General features: G+C 65.5%; 19 protein-coding genes. 12 read left to right on the plus strand and 7 right to left on the minus strand.

Translation table 11 applies throughout. The features are described 5' to 3' along the window. Together Q4C89_RS06655 and Q4C89_RS06660 are read left to right on the plus strand one after the other, a co-directional pair. The coding region (locus Q4C89_RS06655) for a hypothetical protein (protein WP_303101824.1) at window positions 1-720 on the plus strand (720 nt) is incomplete at its 5' end. Window positions 721-1050: 330 nt separating this feature from the next. Continuing rightward, on the plus strand, window positions 1051-1677 hold the full coding sequence (locus Q4C89_RS06660; RefSeq protein WP_303101825.1) for an SDR family oxidoreductase: 627 nt from the start codon (window positions 1051-1053) through the stop codon (window positions 1675-1677). A 141-nt stretch (window positions 1678-1818) separates the two neighbouring features. Here Q4C89_RS06660 and Q4C89_RS06665 read toward each other — a convergent pair whose 3' ends face one another. The 7 genes from Q4C89_RS06665 to Q4C89_RS06695 form a co-directional block, all read right to left on the minus strand. Beyond that, a complete protein-coding gene (locus Q4C89_RS06665) occupies window positions 1819-4662 on the minus strand; it encodes a right-handed parallel beta-helix repeat-containing protein (RefSeq protein ID WP_303101826.1) in 2844 nt (947 codons plus the stop codon). Between the two features lie 28 nt (window positions 4663-4690). Beyond that, window positions 4691-6436: a hypothetical protein gene (locus Q4C89_RS06670; RefSeq protein WP_303101827.1), complete on the minus strand. Its 1746-nt coding sequence runs from the start codon at window positions 6434-6436 to the stop codon at window positions 4691-4693. A gap of 122 nt (window positions 6437-6558) precedes the next feature. Continuing rightward, a complete protein-coding gene (locus Q4C89_RS06675; RefSeq protein WP_303101828.1) occupies window positions 6559-7488 on the minus strand; it encodes an FHA domain-containing protein in 930 nt (309 codons plus the stop codon). Window positions 7489-7537: 49 nt separating this feature from the next. Then, entirely contained in the window at window positions 7538-9091 is a 1554-nt protein-coding gene (locus Q4C89_RS06680) for a serine/threonine-protein kinase (protein ID WP_303101829.1), read from the minus strand. A gap of 5 nt (window positions 9092-9096) precedes the next feature. Continuing rightward, a complete protein-coding gene (locus tag Q4C89_RS06685) occupies window positions 9097-10479 on the minus strand; it encodes a VWA domain-containing protein (protein WP_303101830.1) in 1383 nt (460 codons plus the stop codon). Window positions 10480-10663: 184 nt separating this feature from the next. Next, window positions 10664-11236 (minus strand): TetR/AcrR family transcriptional regulator, encoded by a 573-nt coding sequence (locus Q4C89_RS06690; protein ID WP_303101831.1) that lies wholly within the window; start codon window positions 11234-11236, stop codon window positions 10664-10666. Window positions 11237-11438: 202 nt separating this feature from the next. Beyond that, window positions 11439-11801, minus strand: a complete 363-nt coding sequence (locus tag Q4C89_RS06695) for a hypothetical protein (protein ID WP_368493214.1) — start codon at window positions 11799-11801, stop codon at window positions 11439-11441. 341 nt (window positions 11802-12142) lie between these two features. On the opposite strand from Q4C89_RS06695, the gene Q4C89_RS06700 reads away from it, so the two are divergent. The 10 genes from Q4C89_RS06700 to Q4C89_RS06745 all read left to right on the plus strand — a co-directional run bounded on the left by Q4C89_RS06700 (window position 12143) and on the right by Q4C89_RS06745 (window position 22115). After that, entirely contained in the window at window positions 12143-13600 is a 1458-nt protein-coding gene (locus Q4C89_RS06700) for an MBL fold metallo-hydrolase RNA specificity domain-containing protein (RefSeq protein ID WP_303101833.1), read from the plus strand. 124 nt (window positions 13601-13724) lie between these two features. Further along, window positions 13725-13907: a hypothetical protein gene (locus Q4C89_RS06705; protein WP_303101834.1), complete on the plus strand. Its 183-nt coding sequence runs from the start codon at window positions 13725-13727 to the stop codon at window positions 13905-13907. A gap of 16 nt (window positions 13908-13923) precedes the next feature. After that, window positions 13924-15072, plus strand: coding sequence for a hypothetical protein (locus Q4C89_RS06710; protein WP_303101835.1), 1149 nt, complete (start codon window positions 13924-13926; stop codon window positions 15070-15072). 3 nt (window positions 15073-15075) lie between these two features. Further along, complete coding sequence (locus tag Q4C89_RS06715) at window positions 15076-16017, plus strand: hypothetical protein (RefSeq protein WP_303101836.1); 942 nt, start codon at window positions 15076-15078, stop codon at window positions 16015-16017. Further along, window positions 16017-18566, plus strand: coding sequence for a transglycosylase domain-containing protein (locus Q4C89_RS06720; RefSeq protein ID WP_303101837.1), 2550 nt, complete (start codon window positions 16017-16019; stop codon window positions 18564-18566). Before Q4C89_RS06715 ends, Q4C89_RS06720 begins: the two co-directional genes overlap by 1 nt. A 155-nt stretch (window positions 18567-18721) precedes the next feature. Continuing rightward, window positions 18722-19132: a CBS domain-containing protein gene (locus Q4C89_RS06725; protein WP_303101838.1), complete on the plus strand. Its 411-nt coding sequence runs from the start codon at window positions 18722-18724 to the stop codon at window positions 19130-19132. Continuing rightward, complete coding sequence (locus Q4C89_RS06730; RefSeq protein WP_303101839.1) at window positions 19129-19353, plus strand: hypothetical protein; 225 nt, start codon at window positions 19129-19131, stop codon at window positions 19351-19353. Before Q4C89_RS06725 ends, Q4C89_RS06730 begins: the two co-directional genes overlap by 4 nt. A gap of 1 nt (window position 19354) precedes the next feature. After that, window positions 19355-19897 carry a cytochrome c oxidase subunit II gene (locus Q4C89_RS06735; RefSeq protein ID WP_303101840.1) on the plus strand — a complete coding sequence of 181 codons (543 nt, stop codon included), beginning with the start codon at window positions 19355-19357 and terminating at the stop codon, window positions 19895-19897. Continuing rightward, complete coding sequence (locus Q4C89_RS06740) at window positions 19894-21693, plus strand: b(o/a)3-type cytochrome-c oxidase subunit 1 (protein WP_303101841.1); 1800 nt, start codon at window positions 19894-19896, stop codon at window positions 21691-21693. The genes Q4C89_RS06735 and Q4C89_RS06740 overlap by 4 nt, the downstream gene beginning before the upstream one ends. Next, window positions 21690-22115 (plus strand): cytochrome c, encoded by a 426-nt coding sequence (locus tag Q4C89_RS06745; protein ID WP_303101842.1) that lies wholly within the window; start codon window positions 21690-21692, stop codon window positions 22113-22115. Before Q4C89_RS06740 ends, Q4C89_RS06745 begins: the two co-directional genes overlap by 4 nt. Window positions 22116-22495: the final 380 nt, after the last annotated feature.

The raw sequence follows: 22495 nt of genomic DNA on the forward strand, positions 1-22495 counted from the left end.
CACCTCATCCCCTTTCCACACCCCACCCCGATTTGTCAACCCCTAATCGCCGTATTTCTTTTTCTGGGCTTTGCAGTGGCCTATCTGGCCCTGCTGAGTTGGGGAGTCACCCTGGCCAACAGGCATGGTTGGCGAACACCAGCGAACCTGCCGCTCCTGGTTCTGGCTGCACTCGTGTACGACAATCTGATCATCGGTGTGGGCCGTTTTCTGGGTGACGGGTCGCTGCTCCATAGCCTTAATCTGGCCCGTTTCTGGATTCATGCAGCGGTCACCCCCGTGCTGGTGGCTTGGGCACTGCACGCGCTGAAACGTGCTGGCTTCGGCTGGGCCCAGGGGGCAGGCTTCCAGGCCTTCTCGATTGTCGCTACGTTGGGCCTTGTCGCGTTGGAATACCTCACCGAACTGCGTGGCCTGCGGATTGTTCCACGCGACGAATACGGCACGCTGTCTTACACGAACGCGCTCCCAGCCGATGGTCCACCCCTCATGGTTCTGATCGTGGCTGCAGTCCTTATCGTCGTGGGCGGCATGATTTGGAGAAAGCAGGGCTGGCCGTGGCTCTTCGTGGGGGCTGTGGTCATGACTGTTGGAAGTGCGGTCGAGTTGCCTATTGAAAGCGCCGCCGCTACCAATGCATTCGAACTGCTGCTCCTGGCGTCCATTGTCGCCACCAAATCCTTTCAAGATCGGCAGCTGGCCCGCTCATCGGTCACCTGATATAGCGGAGTGTAGGCGCGACGTTGCTTCTCATGCTCCCTGATTCGCGTTTTGCTGAGCAGTCGAGCGAGATGTCATTCGGCGTTTGTTTCCAAAAGGCTGACCCTTTTGAGCCATCTGGGTTCTCGGTTTGCACGGTAGGCGAACAGGAACTGACGAACATACCCCCATAGCTGCCAAGGTGAAAGCCAAAAAGCAGACGATGTTTATCCATGGATCGGTCTTGACTAGTCATATATGTTTTAGTCAAATTTGACTAATCAGGGCCAATCTATAGAATGGAACACATGGCCCGACTCACTGCTTTCCCCTTCCCTTGGAGGTAAAATTATGAAGCTCGCTCTTTTTGGTGCATCAGGTGGCGTCGGTAGGCGCGTAGGTCTTCAGGCGGCGGCGCATGGACATACCGTGCGCGCCCTCGTTCGTCAGCCTGAGCAGGCCGAGCGGCTCAGGCAAGCTGGCCTGGAAGCGGTTGTGGGTGACTTACTGGGCGACTGGGAAGGCGTGCTGGACGGCACGGACGCCGTCATCTGGGCGGCTGGTGCGGGCGCGGGTGGCAACTACGAGGCTATTGACCGCGACGCCCTGATTCGCGTGACCGATACCCTCAAAACGCGTGGACTTCGCCGCTTCATCGTGGTCAGCAGTCTGGCCGTGGACCGCCCCGAGCAGATGCCGCCTTTCTTGGCCGCCGTTCTGCGAGTCAAAGCCGTCTCGGACGCCCACATTCAGTCGAGTGGGCTGGATTGGACGATTGTGCGGCCCGGTGGCCTGACCGATGCAGCCGGAACAGGACGCATTCGGGTAGCGAAGACACTGCTCAGCGGCATGATTTCGCGTGACGATGTCGCAGGGGTAGTGCTGGCCTGTCTCGAACAGCCCTCTACCATCCGCCAGACCTTCGAAGTGGTGGCCGGCGAGCAGGACATTGGGGAGGCACTCGCAAGCCTAGGTTGAGGAGGCCAGAGACCCTGACTGCCTGGAGAGCGGTGAGGCCCAGCCCCGTATTACGCGAAGGAACTGATCGTGGAGACCGTGACGGATCATGGTCTCCCATTCGTTTCCAGATTTCCTCGCAACGCCAACCTTGTGGGAGGGTTACCAGCTTGTCTGGGCCTGAACCGCGCAGGCCGCTTTGGACAGGTCAGGGCCGGAGAGGGGGTCAGCCAGTTGCAACTCGATCAGGTCGCCGCCGTTGCCCGTGCAGGTGTTGCCGTTGAAGCTGCCGCCGGACTGGGCCTTGTACAGCACGGCTGATTTGCCGTTGCCCCTGAAGGTGTTGTCGGTGACCTCGGGAGCGGCGCTGTCCGACACCAACAGGCCGTGCAAGGCGTTGTCCAGAATCTGGTTGCCACGCAGCGCTCCGCCTGCCGAGTCGGCATAGACCACGCCGCTCTGCGTGCCGCCTTGCACGGTGTTTCCTTCGAGGGTCGGCTTGGCTTCTTCCCACAGCGAGATGCCGGGTTTGGCGCTGCTGCTCACGGTGTTGCCGCTGGCACTGCCGCCCGCCCTGCCGGAGTAGGTCAGGCCCGCGTCGGTGCTGCCCGTAATGACATTGTCGGTCAGGGCCGGGCGCGCCTGCCCCATGACGGCAATGCCCGTGAAATTGCCGCTCAGGTCGTTGCCGCTGGCGCTGCCGCTGGCCGACTCGGTGAAGGCGAGGCCCGACTTGGCATTTTTCTGGAACTTGCTGCCCGTGATTTCGGGGGCGGCTTCGCCCGCCACGCTGATGCCGCGCCCGCCGTTGTCCCGGAAGGCACTGTCTGCAATGCGTGGGGCAGCCGTGCCCTGCACGTCGAGGCCGTGCAGCTTGTTGCGGTCGAACGAGCAGCCCGTCAACTCGCCTCCCGAAGCGTCCAGGAAGATGGCCCCCGCGACACTGTTGTCGCTCAGGCCCGTCTGAGACGCTTTGAGGGTGGCGCTGTCACTGAGGTAGGCGCCATAAGCGTTGCCGACAAATTCGCTGCCTTGCACGTCGCCCTGGGCCCCCTGGGCCAGCCACAGGCCACTGCCGAATTCGTTTTTGCCCGTGTCGCGCACGGCGCCCGTCAGCCGCACGTCGCGCAACGTCACCTTGCCGCCCTCGGCCAGCAGCACCCGGCCCGGCGTAGCGGCGCTCCATTGCAGGGTCATTCCCTTCACGGTCACGTCGGCGCGGGTGGTCAGCACGGTGTCGCCCGCCGCCGACGCGATGAAGGTCCGGTCACGTCCGGCCCCAATCAGGCGGGTGTTCTGCGCCAGTATCAGCGGTTCGGTCAGCAGGTAGACGCCCGGCCCCAGCGTGACTTCGCCGCCGCTCTGGGCCGCCGCGAGGAGGCTTTGCACCTCGCTCTCCCCGGCGAGGGGTTGCGCCACCCGGCCACTGAGCCAGCCGCGCTGCCCTTCCGGCGTCTGAACCTCGTACCAGCCGTCCTGCTCCTGAAGGACTTGCAGCGTCGTCCCCGCGTTCAGGGTGCCCAAAACCTCGGAGGTCTGGTCGGCAGCGGCCCGCAGATTGGCCTCGGACACGAAAACCGTGACCTGCGCGGCGTCTGGCGTAAGAGCGGTGGTGTCCTCGGCATCCGTTTGCGGAGGCTCCGTAACCGGGGTTTCTGAAGGGGTTTCGGTGGCTTCTGCAGGCGGTTCTGTCGGTGTCTCGGCGGGGGGCGGCGTGGGCTCTTCGGGGGCCACTCCAGGGAAGAGTTCTGGCTGAACGGGTTCTACCGGGTCGGGAGGGGTCTGGGCTTCGGTCTCGCTTTCGTTGCTGACCGGGGGAACGGGCTGCGTCTGGCTCGGCGGGCTTTGGGTTGACCCACTTTCCCCGGAAGGCAGCAGGCTCGGCAGCAGATTCATGCCGAACAGCGCCGCGCCGCCCAGCAGCAGCAGGGGAAAAAGGCACCCGCAGCCCGGCGCACGCCGCCGCTGGGGAACGGGCTGCGGAGCGGGCACACGCTGTGGCACCGGCTGAGGCGCGGGACGGGACACGGGCGCGACTGGGGCTTGCGGCTGGGGTCGGGCCTGTGGCGCAGGCGCAGCGCGGCCCAGAATCGCCTGGGCTTCCTCCACACTCTGCGGGCGGTCGGTGATTTTGATTTCCAGACTGCGCTCAATCAGTTCGCGCAGCGGAGCGGGCGTGCTGGCGGGGAGGGGGGCCAGCGGCGTGCCCATCGTGCGGTCGGTGGCGGCGGTAGGCGCGTGTCCGGTCAGGGCGTGGTAGAGGGTCGCGCCCAGCGCGTAAATGTCGGTGTACGGCCCGAATTTGGCCGCGCCGCTGTACTGTTCCAGCGGGGCATAACCGGGCGTGACCAGCCGGGTGTGCGACATGGTCTGTCCCGCCGAGAAGTCCCGCGCCGAGCCGAAATCGATCAGGACGGTGCGCCCGGCGTTGTCCAGATAGATGTTGTCGGGCTTGATGTCGCGGTGCAGCATTCCGCCGCTGTGGACGACGCTCAGCGCCCCCAGCACCCGTGAGGCGATGGTGGCGACTTCGGCAGGCGGCAGCGGGCCACGTTCCTCGATGGCCTTGCCCAGCGTCCGGCCTTCCAGAAACTCCATGACGAGGTAGGCGGTGCCGTTTTCCTCGAACAAATCCATGACCCGCACGATGTCGGGGTGGTTGAAGCGGGCCACGGTGCGGCCTTCCACGGTGAAATCCTGCTTGGCCTGCGCCCAGCCTGCCGGGTCGGTGCCTGCGGGCGGCAGCACGAAACGCCCGCCCTGCCGGGTCGAGCCGCTGGGAAACAGCTCCTTGATGGCAATCCGCGACCCCAGTTGCGTCTGGGCGGCCACATAAGTAATGCCGAAGCCACCTTGCCCCAGTACCCGGTCGAGCTGATATTTGCCGCCCGCCAGCAGCGTGCCGGGGGGCAAAGTCTGGCTATGACCGCCCAGAGGCGAGCCGCAGGTGGGGCAGTTGGTCGCGCCGCTGGGTACAGCCGCGCCGCAAGTGGGGCAGTTGCTCACAGGCGCACCCCGTCAACCCCGGCGCCCCTCACGACAGCCTCTCGATGGCGAGGGCGGTCACGTTGTCGGGCGCGCCCGCGTCCAGCGACAGTTGTACCAGTTGGTCCACCAGGTCCTGCAAGTCGGCGCTTTGCAGCAGTTCCGTCAGGGTGGCGGGTTCGACCTCGCCCCACACGCCGTCGCTGACCAGCAGCACGCGGCTGCCCACCACCAGGGTCAGCGGCTCCGCGAGGGTCTGCACATAGTCGGGCTGCGGCTGACGCAGGCTGCCCAGCGAACGCAGCACCTTGTTGCGTTCGGGGCTGACCTGGGCTTCTTCCGGGGTCATCTGCCCGCTGGCGACCATCGCCGCCACAAAGGAGTGGTCTTTGCTGATTTGGCTGACCTCGCCGCCCAGGCGCACATAGGCGCGGGTGTCGCCCACATGCCCCAGTTGCATGGTCGTGCCGACGATGTCCACGCCGCTGATGGTGCAGCCGCCGTCGCGCCCGTTCATGGCCTCCAGCACGGCGGCGTTGGCGTCCCAGACCATGCCCGGCAAATCGGGTTTGTCGGACGCCAGAAAAGCCTGCACCGCCGCCTGACTCGCCACCTCGCCCGCCGCCATGCCGCCCATGCCGTCGGACACGCAGGCCCGCAGGCGCAGCACGTCGGCCTGGTCGGAGGCCACCTGCTGCTGCTGATAGCCGTAGGCGTCCTCGTTGGCGGGGCGGTCGGGATTCAGGCCCACCGACGTGCGGGCCACGACACGGTAGGTCGGCAGCGGCGCAGGACTGAGGCGCTTGAGGGCCGTCAGCAACTCTGCCGGGGTGGTGCGGGCCGGGGCCGGGGCCAACATGCCCGCCAGCAGTTGCGGCAGGCCGGGGGTTCTCAGACTGGCGAGTTCGATGGTGGACGGGCCGCCGGGCGGGGGCGTTTGCCCGGTCAGCCAGCCGTACAGCATCGCGCCCAGCAGGTAGACGCCCGCCGTGGCCCCAGCCGGCTGCCCCGCCATCACTTCGGGGGCGGTCAGGCCGTCGCGCAGGGCCGCCGGGTCGCTTTCGCCCAGGCGCACCACGCGGGGGGGCTGGCGCAGTTTCAGGCCGCTTTCCGTCCAGACCAGTTGCGCGGGGTCGAGGTCGGTCAGGGCGTATCCCTGTTTTTCCAGTGCGAACAGCAGCCGCGTCAGTTCGGTCAGGTGTGCCGCCGCTTCATTCAGCGCCAGCGGGTGCGCCGGGTCGGGACGCAGGGGCTGGCCCTCTACGGCTTCGACCACCTGCACGCCGCCGCGTTCCTCGGTGTGGGGCAGCAGGCGGTGGGCGAGCAGCGCGGCCCAGGCAGGGTCGGGGCGCACATAGACCATCTGGGCCTCGCCGCCTTCGCCCTCGGTGGCTATAAACCAGCCGCGTCCCAGGTCGCTCTGCAGGTGCCAGTCTCCGACCTGCTGACCGACCTGCGGCCCTTGCACGGGCAGGCTGGGGGCGTAGACCTCTTCTTCAAGGTCGTTGCTGACCCCGCCTGTCGCCGGAGCGGGCGGCACTTCGGGGGCAGGCGAGGGCACGTCCGCCTCTGCCGCCTGCCTTTCCTCGGCCCATTCTTCTGGGTCGGGGGCCGGACTCTCGCTTTCCAGTCGGTTGATGGCGGGGTCTTCGGTCGCAGGCGAAGCTTCAGAGGGGGTGTCGGGTTCTTCGGCGCTAGGCGCGACATAGAACACCGTCGCTGGCGGTGGTGACGTTTCGGCGGTTTCGGTGACTTCGCTGGGCGGCTGCGGGATGGCGTGCGAATCGTTGTTCATGGGTCCTCGGGGGCAAGCAGGGTAAGGCGGAAGGCGTATGAGACAGCCGAGGCACGCGGGAAGGGGCTGGTGACGGCCCGACTTCTCGGTGGCTCGGCTGGTCGGCGTTCAGCGCAGAAGGGTTAGGCGTCCTGGTGGAAGGTCAGCATCAGGTTGCCGAAAGCCAGTTCGTCGCCGTCGGTGAGCAGGGTGGGTTCCTGAAGGCGCGGCGAGAAGGCCGTTTGCCCACCCTTGCGCACGAACACGCCGTTCGTCGAACCCAGGTCACGCACGAACCACTGCCCGCCCTCGCGGTACAGCTCGGCGTGGTGGCGCGAGATGTGCTCGGCTCCCGGCAGGCTGGAAAGGTCAATGTCTACTGGGCCGCTGGAGGCGTCGAAGCGGCCCACCATCAGCTTCTCGCCCTGAAGCGGGATAAAGTCGCCCGTCGCCGTGCCGAACTTCTTGATGCCCAGCTTGGCCTCGCCCGTGCGGGTTTCGGCAGCGGCAGCCGCGACGGTTGCAGCACTCTCGGCACTAGTTTCCACACCGGATTCCACCGGAGCGGCCACGTCCCCCACAGGCGCGTCGAGGGGCGCCGCCGGGGCGCTGTCGGTCATCGGGGCGTCGCTCTGGCTGGTCAGGTCGGGGTTGAGGGTCGGAGCCGCCTCGCCCCCTTCGCTGGTGGCAGGGGTGGGCAGTACGGGTTCCGACGCGGCGGGGTCGGACGCATTCGCGTCACTGGCGAGGGGTGAGGGCACCGCTTCGATGACCACCGGGGCCGCCGATACGTCCTGAGCGGGTGCCGCTTCGGTGGTCGGGGTTTCGACAGGCGTCTCCAGCTCAACCGGAACACTCGCCTGGGTGTCGAGGCTGGGCGCGGGCATGACCGGGGGGGCCGGGATGCTGGGCGCGGCGGGAAGGCTGGGCGAAGTCAGGTCAGGTGGCGTGACCGAGTCGGGGGAGAGGTTGCTGGGGGCCGTGGGCTGGTTTTTCAGTTCGACGCCGCAGCCTTCGCAAAACTGGGTGCCATCGGGGTTGACCGTACCGCAAACTTGACAGGTGATGCTCATAGGGGCCTCCTGGGGCGAGAAAAAGCGGGAACAAGAGAGGACGAGCGGCCTAGATGCGCCGCAGCAACCTCATCAACACGAGCGAGAACACGATAGCCAGAACGCTGGCCGCGATGACAGTGGGCGGCCTATAGCCAAGGTTTTGAGATAGGAGATAGGTGCCCGACGCCGCCAGCAGCGGCAGCACCACGGGCATGGCCCACCACAGCAGCGCCCCCAGCCCTCCGCCGCCCAGCACCGACGCCACCAGCATGAATTCGGGCGAGACCAGTTCGCGCACCTCGGGCGACTGCTCAAAGGTGTACGCGCCCAGAAAGTACCCACCCACTGCGCCGCCCAGAATCAGCAGCAAGCGGCCCGGCCAGGACGAGCGGCGGGGCTGGGCTTGGTTGCGGGGAGCCGTGCGGGGCGCAGGCTGGGGCACGGGAATGGGCACAGGCCGGGGCGCAGCCGGAGCGCGGCGGGCGGGGGCAGGTTGCCGCTCGGCTTCCACCTGCCGCTGCAACTCCTTGAGTTTGCTCCATACGTCCTGCGGCGCGGTGGGCGGCGGCGTGGGAACCGGCGGGACTGGCTGAGGCGCGGGCGCACGCTTGGGTGCGGGTGGAGGCACAGGCTGAGGCGTGGGAGCCGGGGCTGCCGGGGCCGCCTCACTGCCCTCGCCCCGCAGAATCCGCCGCAGCGCCTGGGCATCCTGTGGGCGCTGCTCGATGCGCGGAGCCATCGCCCGCAAAACCGCGTGACGCAGGTTGGCGGGGGTGCTGGGCGGCAGCGGCGGCAGCGAAGTGCCCAGCGAGAGGTCGGTGGCGGCGGGCGGCATCTGCCCGGTCAGGGCGTGATATAGGGTCGCGCCCAGCGCGTAAATGTCGGTGTAAGGCCCGAATTTGGCGGCGCCGCTGTACTGTTCCAGCGGAGCGTAACCGGGCGTGACCAGCCGGGTGTGCGACACCGTCTTGCCCGTCTCGAAGGCCCGCACCGACCCGAAATCAATCAGGACGATGCGCCCCGAACGCTGCATGAAGATGTTGTCGGGCTTGATGTCGCGGTGCAGCAACCCCGCCCCATGAACGATTTCCAGCGTGTGCGCCACCGAATCCGCCACCTGCGCGGCAATCAGCGGCGGCAGCGGCCCGCGTTTTTCGATGGCCTCGCCCAGCGTCTCGCCTTCCAGAAACTCCATGACGAGGTAGGCGGTGCCGTTTTCCTCGAAATAGTTCATGACCCGCACAATGCCGGGGTCGCTGAAGCGGGCCAGCACCTTCGCTTCTTCCAGAAAGCCGCGTTTGGTGGCCTCAAAGAGGGCGGCGTCCTGGCCGAGTGGCGGCACCACCGTCTGTCCGCGCCGGGTCGAGCCGCTCACGAACAGTTCCTTGACCGCCACGCGCATGCCGAGCCGCTGGTCCTGCGCGTCGTAGGTGATGCCGAAGCCGCCCTGGCCCAGCACCCGGTTGAGCAGGTATTGCCCGCCCTGCAAAGTTGTGCCGGGGGGCAGGGTCAGCAGGGCGTCGGCCCCGCCACGTCCCAGCGCCGCGCCGCAGACCCGGCAGGCGGCGTCGCCGGGCGAGACGGACGAACCACAAAACGGACAGCTGGAGGGTTGGGCCACTTCCTTCAGGCCCCCGTCATCCGGCGGATGTCCTCATCGGAGGGCAGGGCGGCGTCGCTGCTGAGGGTCTGGGTCTTGGCTCCGATTTTGAGGGTCTTGGCGGTGCCGAGGCTGATGGTCTTGGAACTGCCGAGTTCGCCCAGGGCACGGTCGAGGGCCTGCGTCATCGCGCCGTTGCCGAGGCGTTGGGTCATGGCGCGGGCCTGTTCCAGCGTCTTGGCGGCCTGTTCGGGGTTGCTCTGCGCCTCGCGGGTCGCCTGGGCCACCAGTCCCTCGATATTGCGCTGCTGCACCCAGCCCATGACTTCGGGGTCGATGCGGCCTGCCAGCGCTTCCTCGCTAGTAAATTCGACGACCACATCCAGCGGCGGAATCTCGCCCCGGTAGTTTGCGCCCGGCACTTCGTAGGTCAGCCCCAGCTGAGCGAGGCGCATCTTGGCGGCGGGACGCGCAGGCAGGGTGAATTCCAGCACGAAGGTCGCGCCGGATTGGGCGTCCACGTTGCCCAGTGGCAGCGGGGCGTCGGCGCTCAGGCCCACCTCGGTCTGCGTGGGCTGCACGCGGGTCACGCGCTCCAGCACCACGTCCTTGACGGTGCGAACCGAGAGAGAGACGCCCGTGACCACCTCGGCGGCGGCTTTTTGCAGGTCGCCCAGCAGCGCGGCGGGCAACTCGGAAGCGCGAATGGCGGGCGGCTGGGGGTTTTGCGTGTCGGGCACGATGTCCAGCGGTTGACCCTGCGTGCGGTCGGCGATGGCGGTCAGCAGGTCGGCGTTGACCTCGTCGCCCACGCCCACCACCGTCACGGGCACCTGCATTCCGGCGAGCGCCCCAATCTGGTCGTCCACCAGCGGCGCGTCGAAGGTTTGGCCGTCGCTGAGCAGCACCATGCGGCGACTGCCCGTTTCCTGCGCCAGCAGCGCGGCCCCGGCCCGCATTCCCGCGCCCATGTGCGTGCCGCCGGAATACCAGTCGAGTTTTTCGACAGCGGCGGCGAGGCCCCCTTGGTCGGTGGTCGCGGTAAACGGCACCAGCACTTCGGCGGTGTCGTCGAATTTGACAATCGCCAGACGGTCACTGGGCCGAATCAGGTTCGAGGTCACGATGCCGCGCAGGGCCTCGATGACCAGTTGCATCTTGTTTTTGCCGCCCTTGACGACTTCGTAGGTCTGCCCGTCCACCTGGGTCGTGCGCCCGGTGCGCTCGGTGGGTTCGGTCACGACTTCGCGCATGGAGCCGGAGGTGTCCACCACGAACACCACGCTGAGGTCGGGCCGGGCCTGCCGCGCCTCGGCGGTGGGTTTGACGGTCAGCAGCAGGAACAGTTTCTGGCCTGCGGCCTGGGCGAGAAGGTAGTCACGGTGCGGTCTGAGTTTGGCCTCAAGCATTTTTTGCGCTCCTTGACGGCAAGTATAGGTCGGCGCGCCGCGCCCGAAAATCAGGCTTGCATGAAGGCCGACCTTCAAAAGAAAAGGCCAGTTGGACACGGCCGCCATGACCGACCTGCCCCCGTCGAAAGGGGTCACTACCGCTGCCCGGACGGTGCTCCCCGCCGAAGTTCAATTTCTCCGACTACGCCTGGGGCTTTCGCTCGAGCACGCTCTGCACGCCACCGTCGATAAACGGCCCGAGGTCTTGGAGCAGTTCCTCGACAGAGATGGTGGGCTTCTCACGCAAAACCGCTTCGTAGATGACGCCGCGCAGCAGGCCCGACACCAGCGGCAGAAGCTGGGGCCGCTCGGCCAGTCGGGTGCTGCCGAGATGGGTCACCAGATTGGCAATCATGGCGTCGTCGAATTCTTCGCGTTTGCGCCGCAGGGAGGCGCTGCCGCCGCAGTTGAGGAGCAGCAGCAGGCGGCGATGCCGACTCAGCACATCGAACATCACCCCGAAATCCGGCCTCTGTCCGGGTTGCAGGCAGGCGATCAGGTCAGTCTCGGCCCTTGCCAGATGCTCGGCGAGCAGCGCGTCCAGAATCGCCTCCAGACGAGGAAAGTAGGTGTAGATGTTGGGGCGCGAGGTGCCTATTTCCGAAGCCAGGCTCCCCATCGAGACCCCTTCGAACCCATGCTCGATAAAGAGGTCGGCGGCAACATTGAGAATTTCCTCGCGGCGCTTATCGCCTGAGATGCGTTTTCTGGTCATCGTCTACATTGTATCCAATTTCGTATGAAAGTACGATGTTAAATTTTTAGACCAGGGGGATAAGGAAAAGGGCCGCCCAGGATTTCCGGGTGGCCCTTTTCATCTGCTGTTCTCCGTGTGGCTCTTGCCTTGAGCTGTGAACTCTATACTCCTGATGCCTCAAACGCGAGGCGTCCTCCGGGAACAGGTCAGCTTCTTTGCTTCACTTCTTCTTGCTCTTGGTGGTCTTGCGCGAATTGCCGAGTTGCTGACCACGGGCGTGCTTGGCCTGCATGCTGCGGCGGGTTTGCTCGACCAGTTCTTTGAAGTCGAGTTCGCCCGCTTCGAGTGCTTCGATAGAAGGCTTGATCTTACCACGCCCACCACGCGGCATCACTTGCGAAAGGGCGGCGCTGGCCTGCTCAATCCATTTGCTACTCTTGTCGGTTTCGAGGAAAATCATGTCCCGCGTATCACGGGTGTAGCTTCCTTCCTGACCCCGGCGCTGGTACTGCTTGGGCATCGTGAAACGCTCTTTGAGGTCGAGGGCGTCTATTTCTCCATCGCGCACTGCATCGCGAAACATCTTGACAAATTTGTCGCTTTGTTGGGGCTGTTCAAGCTCCATCACCACTTCACTGAGTTTCTTATAAGCCATATCAGTTACCTTATATCAAAAGAGAGAAAAATTGACAAGGGACTGGGTAAATTGTATTTTGTCCAACTGTCAGTATTTCTCCAAGACTTAGAGACAGTGAAGATGAACATTCGCAGGTGGCACAGTCGTTCGAAACCGCGACATTTCATCCTTGCCTGAAGAACCGTGACGGCCTTCTATTTCTACAGGCGAATAACGAAATCTTGAACAATGGGGCCAAGTCTGCCTCCCTTCGTTCGCTCGTCTCTTTGTGGCATTAGACTCTGGGCATGCAATTACAAAGTTTCGGGGCCGCCTGCACGGTGACGGGCAGCATGCATCTGCTGGGGCTGGGAGAACGGCAGGTGCTGGTCGACTGCGGCATGTTCCAGGGTGGAGACGACCTCGAAGCCCGCAACCGCGAGGATTTTCCTTTCGACCCCGCCAGCCTGGACGCGGTGCTGCTGACCCACGCGCACCTCGACCATGTGGGGCGCTTGCCGCTGCTGGTGCGGCTGGGCTACCGGGGGCCGGTGTACTGCACGGCCCCTACGGCGGCCCTTGCGGAAACGGTGCTGCTCGACTCGGCGCGGCTTCAGGTCGAGGGATACCGCCAGGATTTGCGTAAAGCGCGGCGGCAGGGCCGTGAGGATGAGGTGTTGCCGCCCCTGTACGAGGAAGAGGACGTTCACCGCACGCTGGCGCTGCTGCGCCCCAGCCTGGAATTCGGGCAGACCGAGCGCATTGCGGGCCTGCGCGTGACTCCGCAACGGGCCGGACACATCCTGGGCAGTGCTTATCTCGTCATCGAATCGGGCGAGGGCCGCCTGCTGATGTCGGGCGACCTGGGCAACCGGGAAAGCGGCCTGCAACTCGACTTCACGCCGCCGCCCGCCGTGGACGCCGTGGTCATCGAGACGACCTACGCCAACCGCACCCACCGCTCCTGGCCCGATACCCTCGCCGAATTCAGTCAGGCCCTGCGCGACAGCGTGCGCCAGAACGGCAAGATTCTGATTCCGACCTTCGCCATCGAGCGGGCGCAGACCATCCTCCACACCATCAAGGAACTGATGGACGCTGGAGAAGTCCCGCGCATTCCGATTTTCCTCGATTCTCCGATGGCGGCGCGGGCCACCCACGAATATTTCGAGTACGGCGACGAACTGATTCCGCCCGTGCGCGACGCCCTGCAAAACGGCGAAGACCCCTTCCAGCCCAGCACCCTGCACACCGTGACCACCAGCGCCGAGTCCCAGCGCCTGAACCGCTACGACGGCCCCGCCATCATCATGGCCGGCAACGGGATGATGACGGGCGGGCGCATTCAGCACCACCTCAAGCACCACCTCTGGAAGCCCTCGACCAACCTGATTATCGTGTCTTACCAGTCGCCCAGCAGCCTCGGCGGACGAATCGTGGCGGGGGCCGACACCGTGCGGCTGATGGGCGAGGACGTGGCGGTGCGCGCACAGGTGCACACCATCGGCGGTTTCTCGGCCCACGCCGACCAGGACGACCTGCTGGCCTTCCTGAGCAGCGCCGGGCAGCCCCAGGTCTGGCTGGTTCACGGCGAAGTGGCCGTCATGGACGCCTTCTTGCCCGTACTGGCGCAGCAGGGCCTCAAGGGAAATATCGTGCCTGACCGCACCCCCGTAGACCTGCTGGGGCCGGGGTACGCCTCCGGGCGTCCGCCAGGGCTGACCGTTCCCGCGCCCACGTCGGGCCACGCCGAAGCGGGCGAGTAGTTCGGCGTCGGGGGTCACGGCCCACACCCCGTCACCGAACGGAGAGTTCTCATGCGGGCGGCTTACTTTGATGGAGATGGGCTGACGCTTCGTCTGTTTCACCCGCATCCCATCGGAACCCGCCATGACAAGAAAAAAGGAAGAATCCGGCAACGAGGCGATGGTCGAGGCCATCGAAAGAGGCAGGGCCGTCAAGCGGGGGCCGCCCCTGTCCGCGACGGCGGTGGTGGCCGCCCTGGGGATTCTGGGCGCGGTGCTGGTGCTGACCCTGCTGATCTTTTTCCTTCTCGAATGGCTCGCCAACTGACGGCGCGGAGCAGACGATGACCCAATCTGGCCCCCCCAAAGTGCTGCTGCTGGGCGATTCCGGCGCGGGCAAGACTTCCTTTCTGGCGGCGCTCGACTACTACATCATGGTGTCGCCCCGGCGCATCAAGCTCGACGACACCTACTCGCTGCGGATTTTCGGGCAATCCAAGAGCGACGACTTTCCCATCTTTCCGCAATCGGCGGACGGCTACGGCCCCCGCACCGACGTGTACAACACGCTGCGGCGTGAGGAATACCAGACCCGATTCAAAATCAAGCTGCTGCGCGACCAGGAAGAAGTCTCGGTCAAGGGTGTGGACCTGACCTTCGTGGACAACCGGGGCGGAGGCATCTTCGAGGCGTTCATGAATGCCCGGCCCGCCCGCATGAAGGCCAACTACCCGGAACTCACCGACGACATCGACACTTCGCAGTCCATCATCGTCTTCGTCAATCTGGTGGACTATGTCTACCGCAAGTACATGGTGCCGCAGATGTACGCCGCCCAGGTCGGACAAATCCACCTGACCGAGAACCCTTTCCGGGCCGGGCCGATGCTGCACATTCAGGGGATTCTGGATTTTCTGGCTTCCTATTTCGAGCAGGAAGGGGTCAGAAACAAACGGATTTTGCTCGTCGGCACCAAGATGGACGCGCTTGACGCGCTAGTGCGCTTTTACAAAGAAGACCGACAACTGGACACGACCCAGTTGCCGCCCGGCCTGCAAGCGCTGCTGGGAGAGGACGGGCGGCTGAGTCTGCCCCGCCTGAAAGACGCGCTGGTGCGGGATATCGAGGAGGTGAACGATGGGCGACTCGACCTGCTGTGCCTGCTGCTGACCACCTTTTGCGCCAATACATCGACCAACCAGCAATTCGGCATTCACCACGCGCCGGGGCAGGTCGTGGGCAGCCTGGGCACGTCGCACACCATCTCGCGCCTGCAGGAAGTCAACATCACCAACGCGCTGCTGCTGAGCGTCATCGCCGACGGGCGCTTTTTCTTTCCCAGCCTCTCCGTCCACAGCAACAAGGCGGCCCAGGCCATCCGGCGCACCTTCTGGGAGCAGCAGCACGAGCCGATTCGTCGCGCCTGGAACCAGTATGTCGCCAGGGTGCAGGGGCAAACCATCAGCCATTTTTTCGGGGCGTCCGGCAGGTAGGCGGTGAACCTCTACTTCTACACCCGCACCGTCGGCAGCGACTACGCCTGGGAAGTGGTGGAGGGCCGCCTGCCTGCTCCCCACATCTGCCAGGAAATCAGCCGCTTCGACAACCGCGAGTCGGTGCATGCCGACGCCTTCAGCAGCTATTTCGTGCTGCGCTCGGAAGGGCAGGTCTATGTGTTCGTGCGCGGCGACAACATGTCCGTACCGGAGGGGCTGCGTGACCTGAACGGACGAGCGGTGGCGCTGTTCGTGGGCTGCACCCTCTCCGAGCAGGCGGCGGCTACACTAACCCTGAGTGACCTCGGTTCGACGCTGCGCCGCCGCGTACCGGGGCTGAAATTTGCCGAGACAGCGCCGATGCCGCTGCCCATCAGTGCCCTGTGGGACGGCCCAGCAGGGGGCCACCCAGTAGGCGATCAGGGTCGGCGGCTGGCTGTCCTGACCCGCGCTGGCCTGCGCGAACGCTTTGCCCGCCACCTGGAACGCGAATTCGACCGGGTGTACTTCTATGACGGGCAGTTGCGGCTGCTCTCGGCCAGCCCCGTCACCGACCCGAATCCGCCCGCTGCGCCGCTGCCTGCCGCCTCTCCCGCTACCCCCGTCAACACCGGGCGCATCCGTCCGGCGGCTCCGGTGCGGCCCCGTCCGCTGAGCGTGCTGACAGAGGGGCTGCTGGCGACGGCCCTCCTGACCGGACTGTGGGGGCTGACCGCCCTGGTGGAGCGCCCCGAGTTGCCGCTGGCCTCGGCGCTGGTGTCGGGTCAAAGCGGCGTGCGGGTGACTGGGCTGGCGGGCGTGGAGGACCTGCTGGTCACGCTGCTGGCGTATCTGGCGCTGCGGAGCGTCCTGCGGGGCCGGGGGCTGCTGGCCCTCGCGCTGGCGGTGGGGGTCAACGCGGGGCTGCTGGGGTTGCGCGGCCTGCTGTCCGGGGGAAGCTGATGCTGATTCTCGCGCTGGTGCTGCTGCTGTCGGTGGGCCTCTTTTTCCTGTATCGCCTGCTGCATGTCCTGACGGTGGGCCACCCCGACGGACCGCAGACCCTGCTGGTGGTGCAGGGCGTGCTGCTGCTCGCCTTCGGGGGCTTTGCCGCTTTCCTGAGCCGCAGCCCCAACCTGCTGGTGTTGACGGGCTTCGGCCTGCTGTGCCTGATGATGGCGACGGCGCTGTGGTTGCTGGCGCTGCCGTATCTGGGCTGGGGTCTCAGAGGAGAGCGCCGGGGGGGACCGCGCCGCATGCCCGGGCGAATGGCGCTGCTGCTGCTCCCCGCCGCGCTGTTCGTGGGACTGGGCGCATTCTCGACGGCCAGCGGGCTGTTTTACGCCCTGGCCTTCCGGCAGATTCCGGCCTGGAAGATAGAACGCCTAGGGTCGCTCGGCGCGGGACGGGTGCTGGTGGACACGGGCGAGTTGCAACCCCTGGTGCTGATCCAGGGCTATCCCCGCAGCTACGAGCGGCTGGCCCAGATTCCGACCGACCAGCCGCGCCTGACCTACATGCCCGAATATGTCCCTTACGAGGCGCTCAACCCCAACCTGATCGACGCCGTGCTGACCCGCGAAGACCGCGATTTTTTTCAGCAGAGCTACTTGCGGACGACGCTGCTGTCGGTGCCGCGCATGGTGGTCAAGCGGCGCGGAGCCAGCGGCATCATTCACCAGTCGTTTCAGGCCATGTGCGTGACCCAGGAGTGGGACTGCGTGACCGCCGACACGGGAGCCGGGGGCCGGGCGCAACGGGTTTCGCAGAAGATCACCGAGGAAAACGCCCTGCTGCTCAACCTCCGCACCCTCTTTCCCGGCGTCCCCACCGCCCGGCTCAAGGAGCGGTTTCTGGAGTATTACCTCAATTCGAGCTATATGTCGGGGGTGTATGGCGCGGGCAGCTACGCCAGGGCCTTTTTCGGCAAAAACCAGCAGGACCTGAATCTGGTCGAGGCCATCATCGTCGCCAACACGCTCAACAACAATTTTAAGCGCTCCATGTACGTCAGTGGGGGCGAGAAGGAGCGGGCACGGACGCCCCAGGAAGACCGCCTGGTGCCGATGATCGAAACCACCGCCGCCCTGGTACTCGATCACCGCCGCGACCTGCCCGGTTTTGCCGAGTGGAAGGCCAAGGCCTACAGTCCTTATTTCGACGGGGCGGGCCACCTCAAAGTGGGGCTGTTTATCAACGGGCGCAGCTACGGCACGGCGGGGCGCTGCCGGGGCGGGGTCGTCAGCGACTACACCTGCGCGGCGGAGCAAAAGCGCGGCAGCTACGCGGCCTATGTGCAGGGCAAGCTCCAGCCCCGCTACGAACACGAAAACGATGTCGCCGTACTGGTCGGCAGCGAACTGTCGCACCTGAATCTGGACCTGAGCGCGGGCGACCTGAGCGTCAAGACCACCCTGCGCCCCGCCCTTCAGGCCAGGCTGCGCCCCGCCCTCGACCTTGCACCCCTGCTGAGGCGCTCGGGCGAGACGGGACAGCTCGTCGTGAGCAGCGTGGTGCTGTCGGAGGGCAAAATCCGCGCCTTCGATTTTTTCCGGCCCAGTGGCGAGCCGCTTCAGGCGAGGGTCAACCACTGGGTCGAACCGCCAGCGTCGTCCATCAAGCCCTTCGTGTACGGCTGGGCCGTGAGTCACGGCTTCGTGCCGCTGCGGGCCGGGGGAGCGCCGGACAGCCTCTACCGCGACGACCCCCGCTGGATTCGGGGGCAGAACACGGTGACCAACCTGCTCTCCTGCGAGGGACCGCGCTACTCGGACAACGCCCCCTGGAGCCGCATCCTGAGCGAGTCGCACAACGTCCCCTTTTATGTCCTGGGGCAGAACATCAAAGACCAGGGCAAGGAAGGCGAATTTTTCGGGTTCCTGCGTAAAGCCCAGGCCCTCGACAACCGACTGGGCATCGTCACCGACGACCAGCAGTGGCAGGCCTTCGAGGGCACCTATGCCACGTACTCCCCGCGTGAGCAGCTCGGACAGCTCAATTTCTATATCGGCGGCCCCGAACTCTACTTTTCTCCCTTCGGCCTTGCGGCGCTCTACGACTCGCTTCAGCATCAGGGGCAGGCGGCGGCCCCCACCCTCATCGAGCAAATCACCCGCACCGGGCGCGGCGGCAAAATCGAGACGCTCACCCTCCCGCGTGCCTCGCAGACGATCTTCTCCCCTGCCGTCAATGCCGACGTGCTGCGGCGACTGCAAGAAAACGTGTCCCGGCAGTGCCTCATCAACTTCGGCGGCTGGGAAGCGGGGCGTGGCCTCTTCGGCAAAACCGGCACCAATTCGACCGGTAACACAGTCAAGGACTACTGGACGGTCGTCGGTGGGCAGAACTACACGGTGTCGGTCAACGTGACCAGCAACGGCAATGCTCCCATGAACAACCTCGCCCAGCTCACCCGCTATGAAATGACCCGCAACGGCGAGGGGGTGTGGGTCGCCAACTCGCCCGCCGCCGCCCTCGCCAAACAGGTGCTCCGCGCGACCTTGCAGCCCTGAAGCGCTCGCTTTTTCCCACAGCGGCCCCAGAGCGGGTCGCTTTTTCTGTCTTCGGGAACGGCGGCGGAACGGTAATGCTGCCGTAACACCTTCATCGCACGCTCACCTTCGGGAAATTCTGTAAGGAGGAACTCAGTATGCTCGTCAGTGAATTGATGACCGCTCCAGTCGTGACGGCTCCCCCGGCGCTGTCCCTGCCGGACGCGGCCCATCTGATGAAAACGCGGGGCATTCGGCGGCTGCCCGTGGTGGACGAGCAGGGCGTGCTGGTCGGCATCGTGACGGACCGCGACCTGCGCGAAGCCCTGCCCAGCAAGCTCAGCACCCTCTCGCCCTGGGAAGCCACCACCCGGCTGGCCGCCGTCAAGGTCGCCGACGTGATGCGCCGCTCGGTGCTGACCGTGGCGGCCCAGGCCGACGCCCGCGACGCCGCCTACACCATGCTGGAGCACCGCGTCGGCGCATTGCCCGTGCTGGACGAGCAAGGCCAGCTGGCGGGCCTGATTACCGTGACCGACGTACTGCGCGACTACGCCCGCCCGCCCACCGAACGGGGAAACATATGAAAGTGACTGTAGACGGTCCCCACGACCCCCATCCCACCGCGCCCCTTCACGACAGCCCCGCACCCCATCATGAAGGGAGCGGGCCGCTGCCCCAGGTGCAGACCGAAGCGCATGTCCCCGGCCCCCGGCCCATCGGCACGCTGCTGGTCATCGCCATTTTGCTGCTGGTCACCACCGCCTTCTGGATGATGGTGCTCGGCGTGCAGCAGGGGAGGGCCTGAGATGGCTCCGAATCCCACCTCGCGCCTCGACCACCACACCTTGGAGCGGTACGAGACGATCTGGCTGGGCATCGCCACGGTGATGTCGGTGCTGCTCGCCATCGCCGTGTTCGCCAGTTTTCTCAGCGGCACCACGCCGCGCCTGGAAGACGAGGGCGGAGCGCACCACCTGACCGGGGTGGTCAACGGCCGCATCGACCCCAAAAACTTCGCGGGCACCCCCTTCGCCACGCCGGGCGTCGTCGAGCGTGAAGACGGCTCGGTGGACGTGTTTGTCGTCTCCAAGGCGTTTCAGTTCGAGCCTCCTGTCGTGCGCGTGCCTGCGGGTAAAAGGGTGAATTTCTACGTCACCTCTGCCGACGTGCTGCACGGCTACTACGTCGAGACCACCAACATCAACGCCACCGTGGTGCCCGGACAGGTCGCGGCCTTCAGTACCACCTTCCGCCATCCCGGTACCGTGAACGTCATCTGCGACGAATACTGCGGCATCGGTCACCACAACATGCTGAACAAAATTATCGTGGAGGCCCCCAAACCGTGACCGTCTCACCTGTTCATCAGCCCGGTGCGGCCCAGCCTGCCGCGCCTGACCCGTCCATCTACCGCGCCCATACGCCGCCCGCCATTCAGGACACGGCCTACCTCGCCAGCCTGAAAAAAGTGACGCAGTACTACGTGGTCACGGCGTTTCTGGCCCTGCTGATAGGCGTTCTCATCGGGCCGCTGCAAGCCCTGAACTACGCCGGAATCAACGTCTACGACAACCCTGTGCTGAAAGTGCTGCTCAAGTCCTACTACCAGGGCCTGTCGCTGCACGGCGTGCTGAACGCGCTGGTCTTTACCCAGTTTTTCATCTCCGGCTGGCTGCTGTACCTGCCTGCCCGTGACCTGGGCGCGAAAATCAACCTGAAGTTCGCCTGGGGCACCTACGTCATGATGACCGCAGGCCTGCTGATGGCCGCCGTGCCGCTGCTGCTCAACCAGGCCACGCTGCTCTACACCTTCTATCCGCCGATGGAGGGCCACTGGCTGTTTTATGTCGGGGCCACGATCATGGTCGCCGCCAGCCTGCTGGTCGCGCTTCAGGTCATCTTCATGTGGGTCGGCTGGAAAAAGCAGAACCCGGGCCGGGTCACGCCGCTCGTCACCTTCATGAGTGTCGCCACCTGGATGATGTGGCTGGTCGCCTCGCTGGGACTGGTGGGCGAGGCCCTGTTCGTGCTGATTCCCTGGGTGTTCGGCCTGCGCCCCGGCGTGGACCCCCTGCTCGCCAAGACGCTGTTCTGGTGGACGGGGCACGCCATCGTGTACTTCTGGCTGCTGCCCGCCTACATTTCGTGGTACGCCTTCTTGCCCAAACAGGCGGGCGGGCGCACCGTGTCCGAGCCGCTCACGCGCCTGACCTTCGTGATGTTCCTGCTCAACTCCACGCCCGTGGGGATTCACCACCAGTACGCCGACCCCAACATCAGCAACACCTGGAAGATGATTCACATGTTCCTGACCTACCTTGTCGCCATTCCCAGCCTGCTGACCGCCTTCTCGGTGGCGGCCTCGCTGGAAGACGCGGCGCGGGCACGCGGGGGCCGGGGCATTTTCGGAATGCTGACCCACCTGCCCTGGAAAGACCCGGTGGTGGCCGGGCAGATTCTCGCCATGATTTCCTTCATCGGCGGGGGCGCGGGCGGCATCATCACCGCGAGTTCGGCCTTCAGCCCGGTCATCCACAACACCGCCTGGATTCCGGGTCACTTCCACATCACCGTCGGCACCGCCGTCACCCTCAGCTTCATGGCGATTGCGCTGTGGCTGGTGCCGCACCTGACGGGCAAGCGCCTCGCCGCGCCCAAAGTGGCCCTGGGGTCGGTGTACGGCTGGTTTGTCGGCATGATGCTCTTTGCGGTCGGGATGCACTGGGAAGGGCTGTTGGGGATTCCCCGCCGCGCCCTGATCAGCGCCGCCGCGCAGCCCATCTACAAAGAGCCCAACATGCACTCGGCCATTCCGATGTTCATGACCGGCGTCAGCGGCATCATCCTGCTGGTGGCGGGCCTGATGTTCTTCTACAGCCTGTTCGCCACGCTGCTGTCCAAGCGGCTGGATAACGGCGAAGTCACCACGCCCCTGCCCTACAGCGACGTGATGAGTCCCGCCGGACGTGACCTGAAGACCGCGACGCCGCTGGTGCGGGCCACCGAGCCGCTGCTGGCACTGTGGGTCGTGGCCTTCTTGCTGGTGGCGCTGATGTACGGCCCCGTGGTGCTGCGACTGGTCAGCAACGCTTCGCTGGTGCCGGGCTGCGACTTCTACAGCATCGGCGCAGGAGGGTGCCAATGAGCGAAGAAAGAGGCTACACGGGCGGCGAAATCGCCAGTTTCGTCACCTTCGGGGTGCTGGCGACCCTGATCGGCGTCGGGGCCTATCAGATCGGCTACCACAACCTCAGCCGCGCCCAGCACGGCGGCGCGAGCATGACCGCCGTCACCGAGAACGTCCCGGTCAACGGGCAAACCCTTTACGCAGGCAACTGCGCCGGTTGCCACGGTGCGAAGGCCGAGGGCGGGGTGGGGCCTGCCCTGGCGACCTCGGCGGGCTGGAGCCTGCCCGACTTCTCGGAAGCGGTGCTGAACGGCAACGCTCCCGCCGGGCGCAACCTCTCGCCCGTGATGCCGCACTTCGCGCAGCAGGGACTGGACGGTGCTCCCGCCACCGAGGAACAGGTCAAGGCCATCCACGACTACCTGGGCACGCTGAAATAGAGTCGCCCAACGAAGGGAAGTGGACATTATTGATAACGTGGTATGTCCGTATCACCCGCCGAGAGGCTGTTGCTCCCTGCCATGAGCTATGGGCCATGAGCCATGAAAATGCTGTTCAGAGCTTATGGCCCATAGCTCAGAGCCAGTCGGCACAAGAGGCTTGATACTGACTTTGCACGTTATCCATAGTCTCCATTCGGTGTCCACTGCCTTCTGGCGCTCGCTTCAATTTTCCGCTGCAGCCCGCGCCGTCACCAGCCCCCGCGCCGTGGCCCAAGCTTCCACGTCGTGCCCGCCGAGCGCCGCCGCCATCAGGTCAGGGAAGTGGTCGGGCGTGCAGGCGAACACGGGAATGTCGTGCGCGGCAATTTGGGCGGCGT

This window comes from Deinococcus sp. (assembly GCF_030523985.1).
Classification (GTDB): domain Bacteria; phylum Deinococcota; class Deinococci; order Deinococcales; family Deinococcaceae; genus Deinococcus.

Bases quoted from the DNA above. Each gene is read 5' to 3' on its own strand.
- Q4C89_RS06725 (WP_303101838.1), top strand. From the start codon at position 18,722: ATGACCGCTCCAGTCGTGACGGCTCCCCCGGCGCTGTCCCTGCCGGAC.
- Q4C89_RS06730 (WP_303101839.1), top strand. From the start codon at position 19,129: ATGAAAGTGACTGTAGACGGTCCCCACGACCCCCATCCCACCGCGCCC.
- Q4C89_RS06745 (WP_303101842.1), top strand. From the start codon at position 21,690: ATGAGCGAAGAAAGAGGCTACACGGGCGGCGAAATCGCCAGTTTCGTC.
- Q4C89_RS06670 (WP_303101827.1), bottom strand. From the start codon at position 6,436: ATGAACAACGATTCGCACGCCATCCCGCAGCCGCCCAGCGAAGTCACC.
- Q4C89_RS06690 (WP_303101831.1), bottom strand. From the start codon at position 11,236: ATGACCAGAAAACGCATCTCAGGCGATAAGCGCCGCGAGGAAATTCTC.
- Q4C89_RS06705 (WP_303101834.1), top strand. From the start codon at position 13,725: ATGACAAGAAAAAAGGAAGAATCCGGCAACGAGGCGATGGTCGAGGCC.
- Q4C89_RS06685 (WP_303101830.1), bottom strand. From the start codon at position 10,479: ATGCTTGAGGCCAAACTCAGACCGCACCGTGACTACCTTCTCGCCCAG.
- Q4C89_RS06675 (WP_303101828.1), bottom strand. From the start codon at position 7,488: ATGAGCATCACCTGTCAAGTTTGCGGTACGGTCAACCCCGATGGCACC.
- Q4C89_RS06735 (WP_303101840.1), top strand. From the start codon at position 19,355: ATGGCTCCGAATCCCACCTCGCGCCTCGACCACCACACCTTGGAGCGG.
- Q4C89_RS06700 (WP_303101833.1), top strand. From the start codon at position 12,143: ATGCAATTACAAAGTTTCGGGGCCGCCTGCACGGTGACGGGCAGCATG.
- Q4C89_RS06660 (WP_303101825.1), top strand. From the start codon at position 1,051: ATGAAGCTCGCTCTTTTTGGTGCATCAGGTGGCGTCGGTAGGCGCGTA.
- Q4C89_RS06710 (WP_303101835.1), top strand. From the start codon at position 13,924: ATGACCCAATCTGGCCCCCCCAAAGTGCTGCTGCTGGGCGATTCCGGC.
- Q4C89_RS06695 (WP_368493214.1), bottom strand. From the start codon at position 11,801: ATGTTTCGCGATGCAGTGCGCGATGGAGAAATAGACGCCCTCGACCTC.
- Q4C89_RS06720 (WP_303101837.1), top strand. From the start codon at position 16,017: ATGCTGATTCTCGCGCTGGTGCTGCTGCTGTCGGTGGGCCTCTTTTTC.